Source organism: Flavobacterium poyangense (assembly GCF_011751075.1).
GTDB classification, from domain to species: Bacteria; Bacteroidota; Bacteroidia; order Flavobacteriales; family Flavobacteriaceae; genus Flavobacterium; species Flavobacterium poyangense.
This window is the reverse complement of record NZ_JAALLN010000002.1, coordinates 364,096-380,425: the sequence shown is the minus strand read 5'-3', so window position 1 is coordinate 380,425 and position 16,330 is coordinate 364,096. Positions and strand designations below refer to the sequence as shown.

Genomic DNA, 16,330 nt, shown 5'->3' with positions numbered 1-16,330 from the left:
TAAACCAATTAAGTTTGCATAATGATGGTGTTATAATGCTTTGAATTATAGCCTATTGAAATAAATGTTCTATGATTGTAAAAAAAATTTCCTTAGCGGTTTCAGCTTTTTTTTCGATTGCTGCTTTTGCACAAGATGTTGCAAGTACAGACAATCAGATAAAGCCTGAAGCAAAAGTAACGTATTTAGATTCGGTTAAGAGTTCTTTCAAAAAAAACGAACTGGCTACACGTGTAGACAGCCTTTGGATGAATGAATTAGTGAGCTTAGATATCTACGATGATTTAACAAAAGACATTCAAACTATCAATTCAGATGTTTCTGTAAACGAAGAATTGCCAACCGAGTTGCTCAAACAGCGACTTCAGGCAATGAATGGGAAATCGCCTTTTGAGATTGAATACAATCAGGGACTTGAGAATATTATAAAATCGTTCTTAAAAAACAGGAAAAAATCGTTTTCACGATTGATGTCCTTATCAGAATACTATTTTCCAATTTTTGAGGATGCTTTTGCCAAGCAAAATGTGCCTTTGGAAATTAAATATTTAGCCGTTGTAGAATCTGCTTTAAATCCTAAAGCAGTTTCTAGAATGGGTGCCACAGGTATTTGGCAATTCATGTACGGAACCGGAAAGCAATATGCGCTTAAAATCGACTCCTATATTGACGAACGCAGTGATCCTTTGAAATCTACAGCAGCTTGTTCAGAATATATGACCAAGATGTTTAAAATCTTTGGTAATTGGGAACTTGTTTTAGCATCTTATAATTCAGGACCCGGAAATGTAACTAAAGCAATTCGTCGTTCTGGCGGAAAAACAAAATACTGGGACATTCGCAATCACCTTCCAAAAGAAACACAAGGTTATGTTCCTGCTTTCCTTGCTACTATGTATCTTTTTGAATACCATAAAGAACACGGTATTAACCCGCAGAGAGCGGTCGTTAAGAATTTTGAAACCGATACGGTTCAGATTAAGTCGCAAATGTCATTCAAACAAATTGCTGATTTGTTAGATATGCCACAATCGCAGATTCAACTTTTAAATCCTTCATACAAATTAAATATAGTACCGTTTTATCAGGACGAAGCGCATTATCTGCGGTTACCTAAAGATAAAATTGCCACGTTTGTTATGAACGAGGAAAAAATTTACGCTTACGTAAAACATGAATCTCAATTTAAAGGACTTCCTACTCAGCTCGCTATGAAGGTGGCACCAAGAATGAAAGTAAAAGCAGAGCCTAAGGTGAAAACTGAAGTTAAAGTTGAAAAAGAGGCAGAAGAAATTCAATTCTATAAAGTTCGTAAAGGAGATAATTTAGGTTCAATTGCTTCTAAATACGATGTTTCGATTCTGGAATTGAAAAAATGGAACAATATAAAAACCAACGTTGTTGCTTATGGTAAAACGTTAAAAATTAAATCCGGCGATCCGATTGCTAAAAATACAAAAGAGTTAAAAACTCCGGATCTTGATAAAAAAGCAACAGAGAGTGCTATTGCAGCTGCAGATCATAAAGAAAAAGCGACTGAGCAGCCTCAGGAATATATTGTTTCAACCGGTGATAATTTAGGTAGCATTGCCAAAAAATTCGGTACGACTATTGCGGACTTAAAAGAACTAAATGGTCTGACTTCAAATACTATTGCTTTAGGAAAAACTTTAGTGGTTTCTAAAAGCGCTCCGATTATTGAAGATACTACTGTAGAAACTAAAGCAATTGCGTCCAATTCTATTGATTCTTTCAAAAAGAAAACAGCAGCTGCCAAAGACTTAAGTAAAGATTATTACGTTAAAAAAGGAGATTCATTATATAGTATTTCTAAAAAATATCCGGGAGTAACAATTTCTGATATTAAAAAATGGAATGGTATTAAAGATGATGAGTTAAAACCCGGAATGAAACTAAAAATAAACGGATAATAAAAAATCTTAACTAAATTTGGGTTTTATTTCATAAATTAAAAAAATGAATAAAACCCATTTTTTATTGCTTTTACTTTCGTGTTTGTTTGTTTCGTGTTTTAAAAACGACAAACAGCCTGAGCCTGTATCGGGTAAAACAAGCACCATTTCTGTTATCATTGACGATCAGTTATGGTATGGCGAAGTAGGCGATAGTGTCAGAAATAAATTTGCCTCTCCGGTTCTTGGTCTTACGCAGGAAGAACCTTTATTTACGATAAATCAATATCCCGCTAAACTTCTCGAAGGATTTGTCACCGACAGCCGAAGTATTATTGTCATTAAAAAAAGCACGGTTGATAAGTTCGAGATAAAACACAATCCCAACTCCTTACCTCACAACACCTTTCGGATTTATGCAAAATCGGTTGATGATATTATTTGTAGCATCGAATTAAATTCGGCACAGATGATCAAAATGATTCGCGATGCCGAAATTGAGAAAATTCAGGAAGATAACAGCAAGTCACTTTTACATCCGGCTATTATAAAGAATAAATTTCATATCGATTTGCAGATTCCCAGCGGATACGAGTACATGCTGCATAAAAAGAATTTTATTTGGCTAAAAAAAGAGATCATTAGCGGTAATACAAGTTTACTGATTTATCAAATTCCATTGAAAAAATTGAAAAAGGGCTCTGATGTTGTAGAAGATATCGTTAAAATGAGAGATTCCGTTGGTCGATACATCAAAGGACGCGAACCCAATACACAAATGATAACCGGCGAAGCCTATGCTCCGTATTTTTCGGTTACAGAATTAAACGGAAAGAAGGCTTTCGAGACCAAAGGAACCTGGGAATTAAAGAACGATTTCATGACCGGTCCGTTTATTAATTATGCTATTATTGACAAAGCGTATAACAGAATTTTGGTTATCGAAGGATTTTGTTACTCCCCATCCGATGAAGAACGTGATTTGATGTTAGAACTCGAAGCGATTATAAAGTCAGTTAAAGTTGACAAAAGGTAGCGTTTCATTTTTTTTGTTATTTTTGTTTAACAAACATTAAATGAGAGAATTATGAAAAAAGTTTATGTAATACTATCGATGTCGGTACTTTGTTTTTCTTCTTGTAAAAAGGATGGAAAAACAGATGCCGAAAATGCTAAAGTGGCTGACAGTGTGAAAACAGCAGAAGCAATTGCAGAACAACCCCTTGATTCTGCCGCACAAGAAAAAGCATGGATTGCCTATGCTACCCCCGGAGCATCCCACAAAATGATGGCCGACGAAACCGGTACCTGGAAGTGTGAAATGACTTTTTGGATGGAACCAAATGGCAAACCTCAAAAAGCAAGCTCTACCGCAGTCAGCAAAATGATCCTTGGCGGTCGCTATCAGGAATCCAGCTATAAAGGGATGATGATGGGACAGCCGTTTGAAGGTAAAAGTACATTAGCTTACAATAATGCCAATAAAGAATACACCACTACTTTTATCGATAATATGGGGACCGGTATGATTGTCGCTACCGGAACATATGACGAGAAAAGCAAAAGTATCAATTTCAAAGGCGACATGGTAAACCCGTTTAATGGTAAAAAATCGCCTTATAGAGAAATATATACCATTGTAGATGCAACGACACGTAAAATGGAAATGTTTGAAGTCAAAAAAGGACAGGAATACAAGAGTATGGAAATCTTGATGAAGAAGCAGTAATTCAATTTGATGTAAAATAAAAAGCGTGGTCGTCTCAATTTTTGAGACGACCACTATTTTTTTACCCTTTGCGAACCCTGCGTAAATCTTTGCGCGCGTTGCGGTTAAATAAGGCGCATAAATAGGTTGTATAACTTTGTAAGAGTTTTGTACATTTGAAGTAAAACGTAACTATCTAATACAGAATCTATGAGAACTCTTCGCACAAAATATTTAAGTGACATCCCGATCAACGAAGACCATTATAAAGTCGATTTTATCATTTTAGAAAAGTACCAAAGTTTTTCGTCAGAAATACTGAGGCTTTCGTTACTGGGTGTAGCCATTTATGGGTTTTTAATTGCGAATGTACTATTTAAGATTACAGATCCGGTAACACAGAAGAAATTTATAAGCTCTTTTTCTGATAATAAAATGCTGCTACTTCTTGGTGCGATAACGTTGATAGCTGCAGCGCTGGCAGCATTAAGTCACCGTTATTTTTCTACCGATTGCATGACTCATTTTATAAGGGGCTTTCGTCTGCGACAAAAGAGAGAAGAAATTAAAAAGGAAATAGGAAATGATATAGCAAATAATTTAGTAGACAATAGAGAGAAAAACGAATCAGAACTTAATCGATTGGAGGAATCTGTAAAGAGTGAAGAAGTAAGTTTTGAAAAGGATTTGAATAGTTGTAAGTGGTTACTGTTTGCTTCCTGTTTTTTCTTAATCGCAGGGATTTTGTTAATTACAATTGCATTAGCCTATTCGTTTAACAGCTTGTTGGTGTAGATACAATAGTACTATATTTCTGAACCGCAAGGAGCGCAAAGGTTTACGCAAAGGACGCTATGTTGATTTTTAACTTGCGTGCCTTGCAGTTAAATTTTTTCGCAAAGGCGCGAAGTCGCAAAGGGTTCTAAGTCTGATGCGAGAAACGAAACAAAAAACTTTGCGCTTTTGCGACTTTGCGAGCCAAAATCCACACTGCTGGCATAAACCCTTGCGCCCTTTGCGAGTTAGACAAAACGTTAAGCATGTAAATTAATTTAGCAATTCCTTAAAGCTCTACCAAATAATTTTTTTATGTTTGAGATATAAAAGTATAGAATTTATTCTGGAATAGCATAAAGAAAGAATGAGATGGAATTAAAATGGAAAATAAAGCCTTTTGAGGCATTAACAGCACATGAGTTATATGATGTGCTCAAAGTAAGGAGTGAGATCTTTGTAGTCGAGCAAAACTGCGTTTATTTGGATCCTGACGGTAAAGACAAGCTCGCTTTGCACTTAATTGGCGAATTCGATGGAAAAGTAGTGGCCTACGCCCGATTGTTTGAAGCCGGAATTAGTTTTGAAAATACATCAATCGGCAGAGTAGTGGTAGATGCTAATTATCGCGATAAAAAATGGGGGCACGATTTAATGCGGGAAGCGATTGCGGGGATAAAAAGCAACTTTGATACTGATAAAATTACAATTGGAGCACAGTTGTATCTAAAGAAATTCTACGAAAGTCATGGTTTTGTTCAAACCAGTGAAATGTATTTGGAAGATGATATTCCGCATATTGAGATGCAACGCGGTTAATTGGAAATCAGATTTTAGTAATCAAAAACTCAACCCGTCTGTCTAAGTTATCTCCTTTGCCAAGCGGATATTTGTTGCCACAACCCTGATACGTCATGCGGCTTTTGGCTATTTTTTTGTCCATTAAGTAAATGAAAACCGTTTTGGCACGGTTCCAGGAGAGCCTTCTTTCTTTAGTAACTTTGTCAATTGCATCACTATAAATTTCGGGTGTGCAGCAGACATGTCCCCGAATTTCGAATTCAAGAGTGTTTTTTTCCAGAAGAATTTGGCCAATTTTATCCAGTTCTTTTTTAGAGTTATTGGTAAGCTTAGAACTTCCCATATCAAATAGAATGTTATCCAGATAAATCTTATCACCCACTTTTAAGCGATTTTTAAAAGACGTGTAAATTCCTTTTCCAAAAGAGTTCCGCTTGACGGCTATTAAATCGACCCGCCGGTTTTGCGAACGGGTTTCGTGTAAGTTTTCTACAGTGTCGGGTCGTATAATCACACGGCCTTTTCCTTCAAGGATAATTATTTTGCTTTGGTTAAAGCCATTTTCAAGTAACAATTTCTGAATAGTATTTACTCGATTAGTAGACAATCTGAAATTGTATTCATCATTGCCCCGATCATCGCAATACCCGTAAATCTGTACCGATTCGATTTTTGAAGTGTCAATGGTTTTTATAAAATTCACAACCACTTTAGTTTGTTGTTCCGTAAGATCGTACTTGTCGAAATCAAAATAGACCGTCTCAACAGGTTTCTTTTGTGCCGACAAGTTGAAAATAAAGAAAAGAAATAAAGTGTTAGAGAATTTCATCTTTTACATTTTTAAAATCGTTTTATACTCAGTTTGATTGTTTAAAACGTTTACAGCCTTCTTAATCTCGGAATTGTTTTTAATATAGTATTGATACAAACCCTCTTGATATTGGTATCTTTTGATCAGTTCCTCCTGGATCAGGTTTTTAATCTCTTTTTGGTTTTTATCTAACAAAGTAGTTTCACTTTTTTCAAGGGCGTTTAGTAATTGTTGGTATTCCGGCGCAATCGTTTCGTCTATTTTTTCATTTTTGGCTGCCGCCAAGGTGTTTTTTAAAGCCACTTCGGTTTCGGTGTCAAAAGTGATTTTGTTGGTTTTTAAGTATTGTTTAAAAGCGGTATAATCGGTCTCTGAAATAACAGGAATTTTATCGCCCAGATTCGGATTTTTGTAATAATAAGAAGTAGCGTAATCAAAAATACCATCGTTTTTTAATAAAGCAGTTGTAATCGGACTCATTTTAGTCTCGTCTAATTCAATGTCCGGTAAAACACCACCACCATCATAAACCGTTCTTCCTTTTCGGGTTTTAAAGGCAGTAAAGTTTTTAGCATCTGTTTTCTGTGCCACACCATTTTTATCTTTATGAGCATAATCCAAAGCCTGAATGCAGCGCCCCGAAGGGGTATAGTAGCGTGAAATGGTTACTTTCAGTTGCGTTCCGTAAGTCAGATCAACAGAGCGTTGTACCAATCCTTTACCGAAACTGCGGCTCCCCAGAATTACGGCACGATCTAAATCCTGCAAAGCTCCCGATACAATTTCTGAAGCTGAAGCACTTCTTCCGTTTACCAATATGGCCAGTGGAATCTCTGTGTCTACAGGTTCACGTTGTGTTTTGTAAGTATTGTTGTGTTTTTCGATTCTTGATTTTGTGGTTACAATAACTTCATTCTTTGGAACAAACAAATTGCAAATGTCAATGGCTTCGTTTAATAACCCGCCCGGATTTCCTCGCAAATCAAGAACAATTTGTTTGGCACCGTCAGCTTTTAATTTCTCCAGAGCCTCTTTGACTTCGGCTGCAGCTTTTCTGTTAAAATGTGCCAGAACAATATAACCGGTTTTATCATCGATTTTTCCGTAAAAAGGAACCGATTTAATATCTACTTCGTCTAAAACAAGTTGTGTAGAATAGGGTTTTCCCTGACGCAGGTATTTTATCAGGATTTTGGTGTTTTTTGCACCTTTTAATAATTGAGAAGCATCGTCTTTAAAATCGGCAATCAGAACATCTCCGATCTGAATGATCTCATCTCCCGCTTTCAGTCCGGCCTTATCAGCTGGATAGTTTTTATAAGGTTCACGAACAATCAGACGGTCTTTCTTTCGGGCGATCAAAGCACCAATTCCGGTATACTCTCCCGTATTGTTGATTTTGAAATTAACAACATCCTGTTCATTAAAATAAACCGTGTACGGATCTAGACTCCCCAACATACTTTTGATGGCCTTATCCATTAAATCTCCGGGATTGGTGTCGTCAACATAATTGGTATTCACCGCTTTAAATAAGGTAGTGAAAATTTCGATTTGTTTGGCTATTTCGAAAAAATCGTCTTTGAAACTGGTTCCGATAAATAAAAACCCGGCTGCAACGACAGGAATGACAAACTTCTTTTTGAAATAAGGATACATGATTATATTTTTTTTCTTTTAATTCTTTTTCTAATGTAATAACCGGCAAGACCAAACAATATAATAAATGGCCAAACACTGATTAACCAAATAAATAAACCGGACAATTCAAAGAATCCGGATTGTATAGCGGTTATTATTTTGGATCCGTAGGAGATTTTGACTCCTTCTTTTTCGGCAACGGGTTTGTAAAATTCAATAGTTATGGTGCTTTCAGAGACACGGCTTTCCAAATATTTGAGCTGTCCCTGTTTGGCTTCGATCTCTTCACGGATTAGTGAAATCTGCTTTTCAATTTCCAGTATTTCACTGATTTTAGTTGCTTTTTGAAGGATTTCCAAATAGCGACTTTCGAGTTTTTGTTTGGTTTTTAATCTGGAATCCAGATCAATATATTGTTCTGTAACATCTTCTGACGAAATTTCTTTACGGTCAAAATAAGAAACACCTTTAGAGATGGACTGCATAAAAAGATCAAAGTTCTGACTTGGAACACGAACAGTTAGGGTTCTGTAAATGGAAGTTTCGTCTTTGCCTTCCGTATCATTTTGTATCGAAGCTTTGTTTTCTTTTACTGCCGTTTGAACTTGTTTGAAGGTGTCTTCCAGACTGTTGGTTTCAAAACGTAAAGAGGCTTGTTTTATTATTTTTTGAGGGAGAATGGCAGCTCCACCGGTTTCATTTTTATCGGGTAAGCTAACGTTTTGTACTTCAGGAACGATGATCGCGGCTTTATCTCCTTCCTTTTTGCAACCGGAGAAAAGTAAAGTCAGAAATATTAAAAAGGAAATATATCGCATAAAATTTCAATTTAGAGCTAAAACTACAATTTTTTTGTAATTTCTCATCTAATTTGACGAATAAAGTTGTCTTTGGAATCTTACAACTCCGTTTTGTTTTCAGAATCCGGCACTCTGTTTACCTGCTGAAGAAATTTCTCAAACAACTGAATGGTTTTGGCGTTGATCTCTTCATAAGTCAAGCGGTCTTTGGTCTGGTAGAAAAACATGAAGGAGTAGTTGCCTTCGAGATTGTCCCAAAGCAAATGTTTATTAAGGCGGTAGGTTTCCCTTAAAACACGTTTGAAGTAATTGCGGTCGACGGCTTTTTTGAAGTATTTTTTAGAGACTGAAACGCCGACTTTAATTTTTTCCTGAGCTTCAGCTTCCCCCTTACAATAAACCAAACGCAACGGGTATTTTGAAACCGATTTTCCTTCGGAAAAGAGTAAACCAATTGTTGTTTTGCTTTTTAAACGTTCCTTTTTGGGATAAGTAAAATTCATTTAGTTCAGAAAAAATTTGCAATTTTATCAGGCAAAGGTACAATTAAACGAGAAATACAGTTAATGTTTTTAATTTTTATAGCACTAATTATTTATTTATTACTTTTGGCCTTTAATTTTTTCAAGCATGCAAAAGATAATTTCGTATCCCATATCCGTAATTTATTATTTATGTTTTGGACTGTGTCTGGTTGTTTTTCATCCAATTCAATGGATTTGCCTTAAAGGTTTTGGTTATCAGGCGCATAAAAAAAGTGTTGATTATTTGAATTTTCTTCTTTTAAGATGTATGAATCTTGTAGGGACAACTTCTAAAATAGAGAATAGGGAGACAATTCCTGTCGGAGTTCCTATAATATTTGTGGCAAATCATCAAAGTATGTATGATATTGTGGCAATGATTTGGTACTTTAGACGTTTTCATTGTAAATTTGTCAGTAAGAAAGAGTTAGGTAGCGGAATTCCGAGTGTCTCATTCAATTTACGACATGGAGGATCTGTGCTAATTGACCGAAAAGACCCTAAACAGGCGATCCCAGTAATCAAGGGAATGTCTGAATATATTGAAAAAAATACAAGATCTGCCGTTATTTTCCCCGAAGGTACCCGAAGCAAAACCGGAAAACCGAAAGAATTTGCTCAAAGTGGTTTAAAAATCTTATGTAAATATGCGCCATCTGCCTATGTGGTACCAGTGAGTATCAACAATTCATGGAAAATGGTACGTTTTGGTTTTTTTCCGGTGGGTTTAGGAAATCACCTTACCTTTACAGTTCATAAAGCGATGGCAGTAAAGGATTATGATTTTGCCGAGTTAATGGCGCTTACAGAAAAGGCAGTTGTAGAAGGAGTAAATGAATATAAATAGATTTTTGCTTTTAGTATATGCTATAGCTTAAATCCCAAATCTAAAATAAGTAATGTCTATAAAAAACATTAGATTAGAAGTAATGCAGTTTTTGGAAAAAAACGTGGATAGCTTCGTTGAGCAGTATTTAATTCCAGTGGAAAAAATTTGGCAACCGTCTGATTTTTTGCCTAATTCTGAGGGTGATAACTTCTTTGAAGAGGTAAGAGAATTGCGTGAAATTGCTAAAGAATTACCTTATGATTTCTGGGTAACGCTTGTTGGTGATACCATCACAGAAGAAGCTTTACCGACTTATGAGTCGTGGTTGATGGACGTGGAAGGAGTAAATCAGGTAGAGAACGGTGGAAACGGTTGGTCAAAATGGATTCGTCAATGGACCGGAGAAGAAAACCGCCACGGAGATTTACTGAATAAATACTTGTATTTGTCCGGTCGTGTGAATATGCGTGAAATCGAAATGACAACACAGCATTTGATCAACGACGGTTTTGATATCGGAACGGGATCTGATCCGTATAAAAACTTTGTATACACCAGTTTTCAGGAGTTAGCTACTTATGTGTCACACAATAGAGTAGCACAAATGGCTAAGAAATTTGGTGATAATAAATTGTCTAAAATGTGTAAGATGATTGCGGGTGACGAAATGCGCCATCATCATGCTTACAGCGAATTTGTAACGAGAATTTTCCAGGTTGATCCAAGCGAGATGATGTTGGCGTTTCAATATATGATGAAACAAAAAATCGTTATGCCAGCACATTTCCTAAGAGAATCAGGTCAAAAGATCAGTTCTGCTTTTGAACAATTTTCTGATTCTGCACAACGTATCGGTGTTTATACAGCAAACGATTATGTGGATATCATGCAAAAGTTAATTGATAAATGGGAGATTGATAAGATTTCCAGTTTAACAGATGAAGCTGAAAAAGCACGTGACTATTTAATGAAATTACCGGCACGTATGGCAAAAATCTCAGAGCGATTGGTAATCCCACAAGAGTCACATATCTTTAAATGGGTAGAACCGGCTAGATTGTAAATCTTTGATTTTAGATTTTAGATTTTAGATTTTAGATTTTTTGGCGTGGGTCGAATCTTTAATTTAAAATTGATTTTGAGATTGAGAACTGATTTTTAGATATTGCAACTAAGTTGCGTTTGATAAAAAGTAATAAAATAATGTTGATTGTTGAAGCTAATAAGTTTCTGACAATCAACATTTTTTATAGGAATAGCTCTAGCTAAGATTTAAGTAAGGAATATAAGAAACCGGCTCATTTTCCGGTAAATAGTAAAAGTAAAGAAACCTGTTAAACAGTTATGAATAATACAGACCTAATAAACAAAACAATCGCTTTTGTAAAAGAAAAACTAAGTGATGCAGAAGGAGGACACGATTGGTTTCATATTGAGCGTGTGTATAAAAATGCTCTTTTGATTGCAAAAAATACAACTTGTGATCTTACCGTAGTGCAATTAGGAGCTTTGCTTCATGATATAGCCGACAGTAAATTTCATAACGGAGATGAAACGATTGGACCTAGAACAGCACGTTTGTTTTTGGAGTCTGAGAATGTTTCGGAAGACCTTATTGTGCATGTTATAAAGATCATTGAAAATATTTCGTACAAAGGAGGAAATTTCGAAAAGAAATTTTCTTCTGTTGAATTAGATATCGTTCAAGATGCTGATCGTTTAGATGCCATCGGTGCAATTGGGGTGGCAAGAGCTTTTAACTATGGAGGGTTTAAGAACAGGGCATTACATAATCCTGAAATTGCCCCCATTACCAACATGACCAAAGAAGAATACAAGAACAACAATGCTCCAACTATAAATCATTTCTACGAAAAACTTTTATTATTGAAAGATAAAATGAATACAGAAACCGGTAAAGAAATCGCTGCCGAAAGACATCGTTTTATGGAGTTGTTCCTCGCGCAGTTTTATGCGGAATGGGAGGGAGTTAAATAGTTTTTAGCCTCAACCTTTTTTAAAACACAAAATTCGCAAAGCTAATTGATAAAGCTTTGTGAACTTTGCGTATATCTTTGCGGCCCTTGCGGTTAAATTCTCTCTCACAGAGGCCTAAGAGTTCCTCCCATCAGAACTTTAAAAGGGGCTAACTGCATCCGCAGTTCCCATCACCACAATCTTTCTTCTTCTTCGATTTCCAAAAGAATTTTTTGATTAGAAAGCCAACTGCGAATCCTAATATGGTGAAGGCTATAATTTCTTGTACCATAACACTTTATTTTAAAATTTGGAAGGCGATTAATGCGGCAAAATAGGCCAGACCACTCATCAGGAAAAGCTGCATAGCCGGCCATTTCCAGGAGTTTGTTTCTTTTTTTGTGATGGCAAGTGTACTGGCACACTGCATCGCAAAAGCATAGAATAACAATAGTGAGATTCCTGAGGCGAAGTTAAAAACCTTTTCACCGGTTTCGGGATGAACTTCCTGCTGCATTTTACTTTTTATAGTTTCTTCATTTTCGCTGTCGCCAACACTATATATCGTTGCCAGTGTTCCAACAAAAACCTCACGTGCGGCAAAAGAGCTGATTAATGCGATTCCTATTTTCCAATCGTAACCCAATGGCTCGATGGCAGGTTCGATGGCTCTTCCCATTAGTCCAATATAGGAGTTCTCCAGTTTTTGAGAGTTTACTTCATTTTCAAAATCAGCCTCGTTTAAGGGCTTTCCGGCTGTTCTTTCTTTTACGATGGCTTCCGCGTCGTTAAAATTCTTTCCTGGCCCGTAAGAAGCCAAAAACCATAAAATAACAGATATTGCCAAGATGATTTTACCTGCACCAACCACAAAAGCTTTTGTTTTTTCAACAACGTTGATGGCAACGTTCTTGAAAAGAGGCAATTTATAACTTGGCATTTCGACAACGAAATACGTTTTAGTATTTAGTTTTAGAACTTTATTTAAAATATAGGCTGAAACAATAGCACCTGCAAATCCTAAAACGTACAGTAACATCAGTGTTAGACCTTGAAGGTTCAGAATTCCAAGTACACGTTTACTTGGGATTACTAAGGATATAATTATCGCATAAACCGGTAATCGTGCCGAACAGGTTGTAAAGGGAGTCACGAGTATAGTGATCAGACGTTCTTTCCAGTTTTCAATATTACGGGTTGCCATGATCGCCGGGATAGCACAAGCTGTTCCTGATATTAAAGGCACTACACTTTTTCCTGAAAGTCCGAATCGACGCATGATTTTATCCATCAAAAAGACGACGCGGCTCATATAACCGCTTTCTTCTAAGATCGAAATAAACAAAAACAAAAAGGCGATCTGCGGAATAAATATGATTACACCGCCAATTCCCGGAATTATTCCTTCTGATAACAAGTCTGTAAGTATACCACTAGGCAGGGTTTCAGCTGTCCAGGCACTTAACGATGCAAAACTACCGTCAATAAAGTCCATTGGTATAGTGGACCATGAGAAAATCGACTGGAAAATAAGAAACAAAATCCCCAGAAAAATAGCGTAACCCCAAACTTTGTGTGTCAGGACACGATCTAGTTTGGCTCTGACATCTTTTGCCATTGCCGCATCTATTTTTAATCCTTCTTTGAGAACGTTATTAATAAATTGATAACGTTTTATCGTTTCCTGCTGCTGCAGACGTTTTAATTCGGAATGTGATTTTGTAAAAGTATTGCGAATTTCATTGCGATCTAAATTTGAAAAATTTACATCTTGTGTAATAACCAGCCATAATTTATATAACAACTGATTCGGGAAAGCATGTTGTAAACTTTCAAAATAATCTTTATCGATCACCGAAGCATTCAGACATGGTTCTGTTGGAAGTGTCCTGTAGGAAACTATTAATTCTTTTAAGGTATCAATTCCGTGACCTTTACGGGAACTAATCAAAGCAATTTTTGTTTTAAGTTGCTCTTCCAGTAACGGAATGTCAAGTGTAATTCCTTTTGTTTCCATACGATCGGCCATGTTAATGACTAAAATCGTTGGGATTTCAAGGTCTTTTATCTGAGTATAAATAAGCAGATTTCGTTTTAAATTCTCTACATCGGTAACAACAATGGCTACATCCGGATATAGTTTGTCATTTTTGTTGAGTAAAAGTTCGATCACCACACTTTCATCCATAGAACTTGCATTCAGACTATAAGTTCCGGGCAAGTCCAAAATGTTCGCTTTGATGTTATGGGGCAGTTTACAAAAACCTATTTTTTTCTCAACGGTAATTCCGGGATAATTCCCAACGTGTTGGTTAAGTCCTGTAAGTTGATTGAATACCGAAGTTTTTCCTGTGTTTGGATTCCCAATAAGGGCAACATTAATATTTTGAACACTCATTACAAATTGGTTTTGATAAGTTCAACTTCAATTTCACGAGCGGTTTCTATGCGGATAGCAACATGAGAGCCATTAATGTCTAAATATAAGGGATCTCCAAAAGGGGCAATCTCAAGTAATTCTACCATGCTGCCCGGCAAGCACCCCATTTCTAATAATTTGAGAGGAATAAGATCGATATCAAAATCTTTGATAATGGCTTTCTCGCCTTTTTTCAGAGTGTGGATAGTATTTTGCAAGCTTATTTAGATTGAATTTAGATTGCAAAAATAGGCAATTATTCTATATATCTAAGGGTATAATGCTTACACAAATGCTAAATGTTTCTAAAAATTAAGAAGTTTTTACTCTTTGCACAGAAAATCGATGTCATCTAGAAGGCGTTTTACATCTTCTTTGTTTGTTCCGTCATAAAAACCTCTAACGCGGCGTTTTTGATCGACCAAAACAAAATTCTCTGTATGGACCATATCGTATAGCTGATCCGGTCTGCCTAATTTTACAGCCAGATAAGATTTTCTGGCCATGGTGTAAATTTCTTTTTTGTCTCCGGTAACCAAGTTCCATTTGCTGTCAACGACACCGTGTTTGATGGCGTACGCTTTTAAAACAGGGATACTGTCTACCTCAGGGAAAACTGTGTGAGACAGCAACATTACCTTCGGGTTGTTTAGGACTGCTTTTTGAACATCAGCCAGATTAGTGGTCATTTTAGGACAGATTGAACCACAAGTGGTAAAGAAAAAATCGGCTACATAAATTTTGCCTTCGTAATTTTTCTGTGTAATCGTGTCTCCATTCTGATTTACAAATGAAAAATCAGCAATGGTATGGTACTTACTTTTATATTGAACAGTGCTGTCTACCAACTCCGGATTAACATCTGCCGGATTGTAAATAGGCAATGTCTTTTGTGGTTTTAAAGCAGAATAAAATAAAGATATGGTGACAACCGAAAATAAAATTAAAACAATAAAAAATTTGCGGTATTTATACAGAAGCGATTTCATAAACATAATTTGGCGCAAAAATACAAAAAGCAGTTTTTAAATCCCTAGTTAGGAGTTTTTTTAACTTTGGATAAGGATGGTTTTATATTACTTTTTAATTTTTCGAATCGATTTATTTACAAGATACAATCCAATTAGTGTTACGATCACTCCAATTATGATGGCCTGTGTAAGCATTTCATCAAAAATAAAAGAACCTAATATAATCGCTACAACCGGATTGATATAAGCATAAATACTGCTAACCTCAGTTGGAAGATGTTGTAACGAATATATAAAAGCAATGAAAGTCAGTACAGAACCAATAAGTACCAAGTAAGCAATGGCCCACCAGGAAGTTAAAGGTATTTGGCTGTAAGGGATATTACCTCCTGAAAATTCTGTCACAGTCAAAAGAATGAAACTTGAAATCAACATTTGTAACCCCAAGCTAAAGTATGGATTAAAGCTACCCGCTTTTTTCTTAGTCTCCAAAATCCCAAAAGCCCAGGTAATGGTTGCTGCGACCGACAGGAAGATTCCAAATTGGAAATCAGGTCGTAAGAAATCACCCAAATGATCCATAAAAATAATACAGATTCCTCCAAAACAAATTAGAAGCCCTGTTACGGCCAGTTTGGCAATTCTTTCTCCTTTAAAGAAACAAATAATTACAATCCAGATCGGGAAAATAGCACCTATGATGGCACCAAGTCCGCTACTGATGTATTTTACTCCCCAGGTGCTTAGTCCGTTACTGCAAACAAAATTTAAGATGGCTAAGATCAGAATTGTGGTCCATTGTTTGCCTTTGGGCCAGGGTTCTTTTTTCAACAGGAAATAACCAACGTACAAAATTCCTCCCAAAAACTGGCGTATGGTTGCCAATTGTAAAGCGGGCATGTGTTTTACGCCTTCTTTTGAGGCTAGCCAGGTGGTTCCCCAAAAGAAACTTACCCAACATAAGGCGAGAATTGGTAATCCTATGGCTTCAATTCTACCGGAAAATACGGCTTGTAATCTTGCTTTCACTTTGTGTCTGAATTAGTTTGACAAATATTCCAAAAACTATTTCAAATAGAACGAAAAAAGGCAATATATATTCATGAAATTTTTAGTTGATTCTAATGAAATAATTGCATTGAAAAACAGAGGAGTGATTATT

The 16,330-nt window shown here is 36.2% G+C and carries 17 protein-coding genes; 8 read left to right on the top strand and 9 right to left on the bottom strand.

Going from position 1 to position 16,330, the window contains the following annotated elements; translation table 11 throughout:
* Positions 1-71: 71 nt before the first annotated feature.
* The 5 genes from G3A47_RS06545 (at position 72) to G3A47_RS06525 (ending at position 5,214) form a co-directional block, all read left to right on the top strand.
* Entirely contained in the window at positions 72-1,931 is a 1,860-nt protein-coding gene (locus G3A47_RS06545; RefSeq protein WP_166921381.1) for a LysM peptidoglycan-binding domain-containing protein, read from the top strand.
* Positions 1,932-1,977: 46 nt separating this feature from the next.
* Positions 1,978-2,949, top strand: a complete 972-nt coding sequence (locus tag G3A47_RS06540; protein ID WP_166921380.1) for a DUF4837 family protein — start codon at positions 1,978-1,980, stop codon at positions 2,947-2,949.
* Between the two features lie 51 nt (positions 2,950-3,000).
* A complete protein-coding gene (locus G3A47_RS06535) occupies positions 3,001-3,642 on the top strand; it encodes a DUF1579 domain-containing protein (protein WP_166921379.1) in 642 nt (213 codons plus the stop codon).
* A gap of 189 nt (positions 3,643-3,831) precedes the next feature.
* Positions 3,832-4,416 (top strand): hypothetical protein, encoded by a 585-nt coding sequence (locus G3A47_RS06530; RefSeq protein WP_166921378.1) that lies wholly within the window; start codon positions 3,832-3,834, stop codon positions 4,414-4,416.
* Positions 4,417-4,767: 351 nt separating this feature from the next.
* On the top strand, positions 4,768-5,214 hold the full coding sequence (locus tag G3A47_RS06525; protein ID WP_166921377.1) for a GNAT family N-acetyltransferase: 447 nt from the start codon (positions 4,768-4,770) through the stop codon (positions 5,212-5,214).
* Between the two features lie 7 nt (positions 5,215-5,221).
* Here G3A47_RS06525 and G3A47_RS06520 read toward each other — a convergent pair whose 3' ends face one another.
* From G3A47_RS06520 to rnpA, 4 genes are all read right to left on the bottom strand, one after another.
* Positions 5,222-6,025, bottom strand: a complete 804-nt coding sequence (locus G3A47_RS06520) for an OmpA family protein (protein ID WP_166921376.1) — start codon at positions 6,023-6,025, stop codon at positions 5,222-5,224.
* Positions 6,026-6,028: 3 nt separating this feature from the next.
* Positions 6,029-7,666 carry a S41 family peptidase gene (locus G3A47_RS06515; protein WP_166921375.1) on the bottom strand — a complete coding sequence of 546 codons (1,638 nt, stop codon included), beginning with the start codon at positions 7,664-7,666 and terminating at the stop codon, positions 6,029-6,031.
* A 2-nt stretch (positions 7,667-7,668) separates the two neighbouring features.
* Positions 7,669-8,466, bottom strand: coding sequence for a DUF4349 domain-containing protein (locus G3A47_RS06510; protein ID WP_166921374.1), 798 nt, complete (start codon positions 8,464-8,466; stop codon positions 7,669-7,671).
* Positions 8,467-8,546: 80 nt separating this feature from the next.
* On the bottom strand, positions 8,547-8,951 hold the full coding sequence (gene rnpA, locus G3A47_RS06505) for a ribonuclease P protein component (RefSeq protein WP_166921373.1): 405 nt from the start codon (positions 8,949-8,951) through the stop codon (positions 8,547-8,549).
* A gap of 127 nt (positions 8,952-9,078) precedes the next feature.
* On the opposite strand from rnpA, the gene G3A47_RS06500 reads away from it, so the two are divergent.
* The 3 genes from G3A47_RS06500 (at position 9,079) to G3A47_RS06490 (ending at position 11,799) form a co-directional block, all read left to right on the top strand.
* A complete protein-coding gene (locus tag G3A47_RS06500) occupies positions 9,079-9,819 on the top strand; it encodes a lysophospholipid acyltransferase family protein (protein WP_166921372.1) in 741 nt (246 codons plus the stop codon).
* A 52-nt stretch (positions 9,820-9,871) separates the two neighbouring features.
* On the top strand, positions 9,872-10,864 hold the full coding sequence (locus G3A47_RS06495) for an acyl-ACP desaturase (RefSeq protein ID WP_166921371.1): 993 nt from the start codon (positions 9,872-9,874) through the stop codon (positions 10,862-10,864).
* A gap of 281 nt (positions 10,865-11,145) precedes the next feature.
* Entirely contained in the window at positions 11,146-11,799 is a 654-nt protein-coding gene (locus G3A47_RS06490) for an HD domain-containing protein (RefSeq protein ID WP_166921370.1), read from the top strand.
* Positions 11,800-11,947: 148 nt separating this feature from the next.
* Here the strand turns inward: G3A47_RS06490 and G3A47_RS06485 are convergent, their stop codons facing one another.
* The 5 genes from G3A47_RS06485 to G3A47_RS06465 all read right to left on the bottom strand — a co-directional run bounded on the left by G3A47_RS06485 (position 11,948) and on the right by G3A47_RS06465 (position 16,197).
* Entirely contained in the window at positions 11,948-12,070 is a 123-nt protein-coding gene (locus G3A47_RS06485) for a FeoB-associated Cys-rich membrane protein (protein ID WP_166921369.1), read from the bottom strand.
* 6 nt (positions 12,071-12,076) lie between these two features.
* Positions 12,077-14,176: a ferrous iron transport protein B gene (gene feoB / locus G3A47_RS06480; RefSeq protein ID WP_166921368.1), complete on the bottom strand. Its 2,100-nt coding sequence runs from the start codon at positions 14,174-14,176 to the stop codon at positions 12,077-12,079.
* The gene (locus tag G3A47_RS06475; RefSeq protein WP_166921367.1) at positions 14,176-14,415 is read right to left on the bottom strand and encodes a FeoA family protein; all 240 of its coding nucleotides are present in this window, start codon (positions 14,413-14,415) and stop codon (positions 14,176-14,178) included. The genes feoB and G3A47_RS06475 overlap by 1 nt, the downstream gene beginning before the upstream one ends.
* A 105-nt stretch (positions 14,416-14,520) precedes the next feature.
* Entirely contained in the window at positions 14,521-15,186 is a 666-nt protein-coding gene (locus G3A47_RS06470; protein WP_166921366.1) for an SCO family protein, read from the bottom strand.
* Positions 15,187-15,273: 87 nt separating this feature from the next.
* Positions 15,274-16,197 (bottom strand): DMT family transporter, encoded by a 924-nt coding sequence (locus G3A47_RS06465; protein WP_166921365.1) that lies wholly within the window; start codon positions 16,195-16,197, stop codon positions 15,274-15,276.
* Positions 16,198-16,330: the final 133 nt, after the last annotated feature.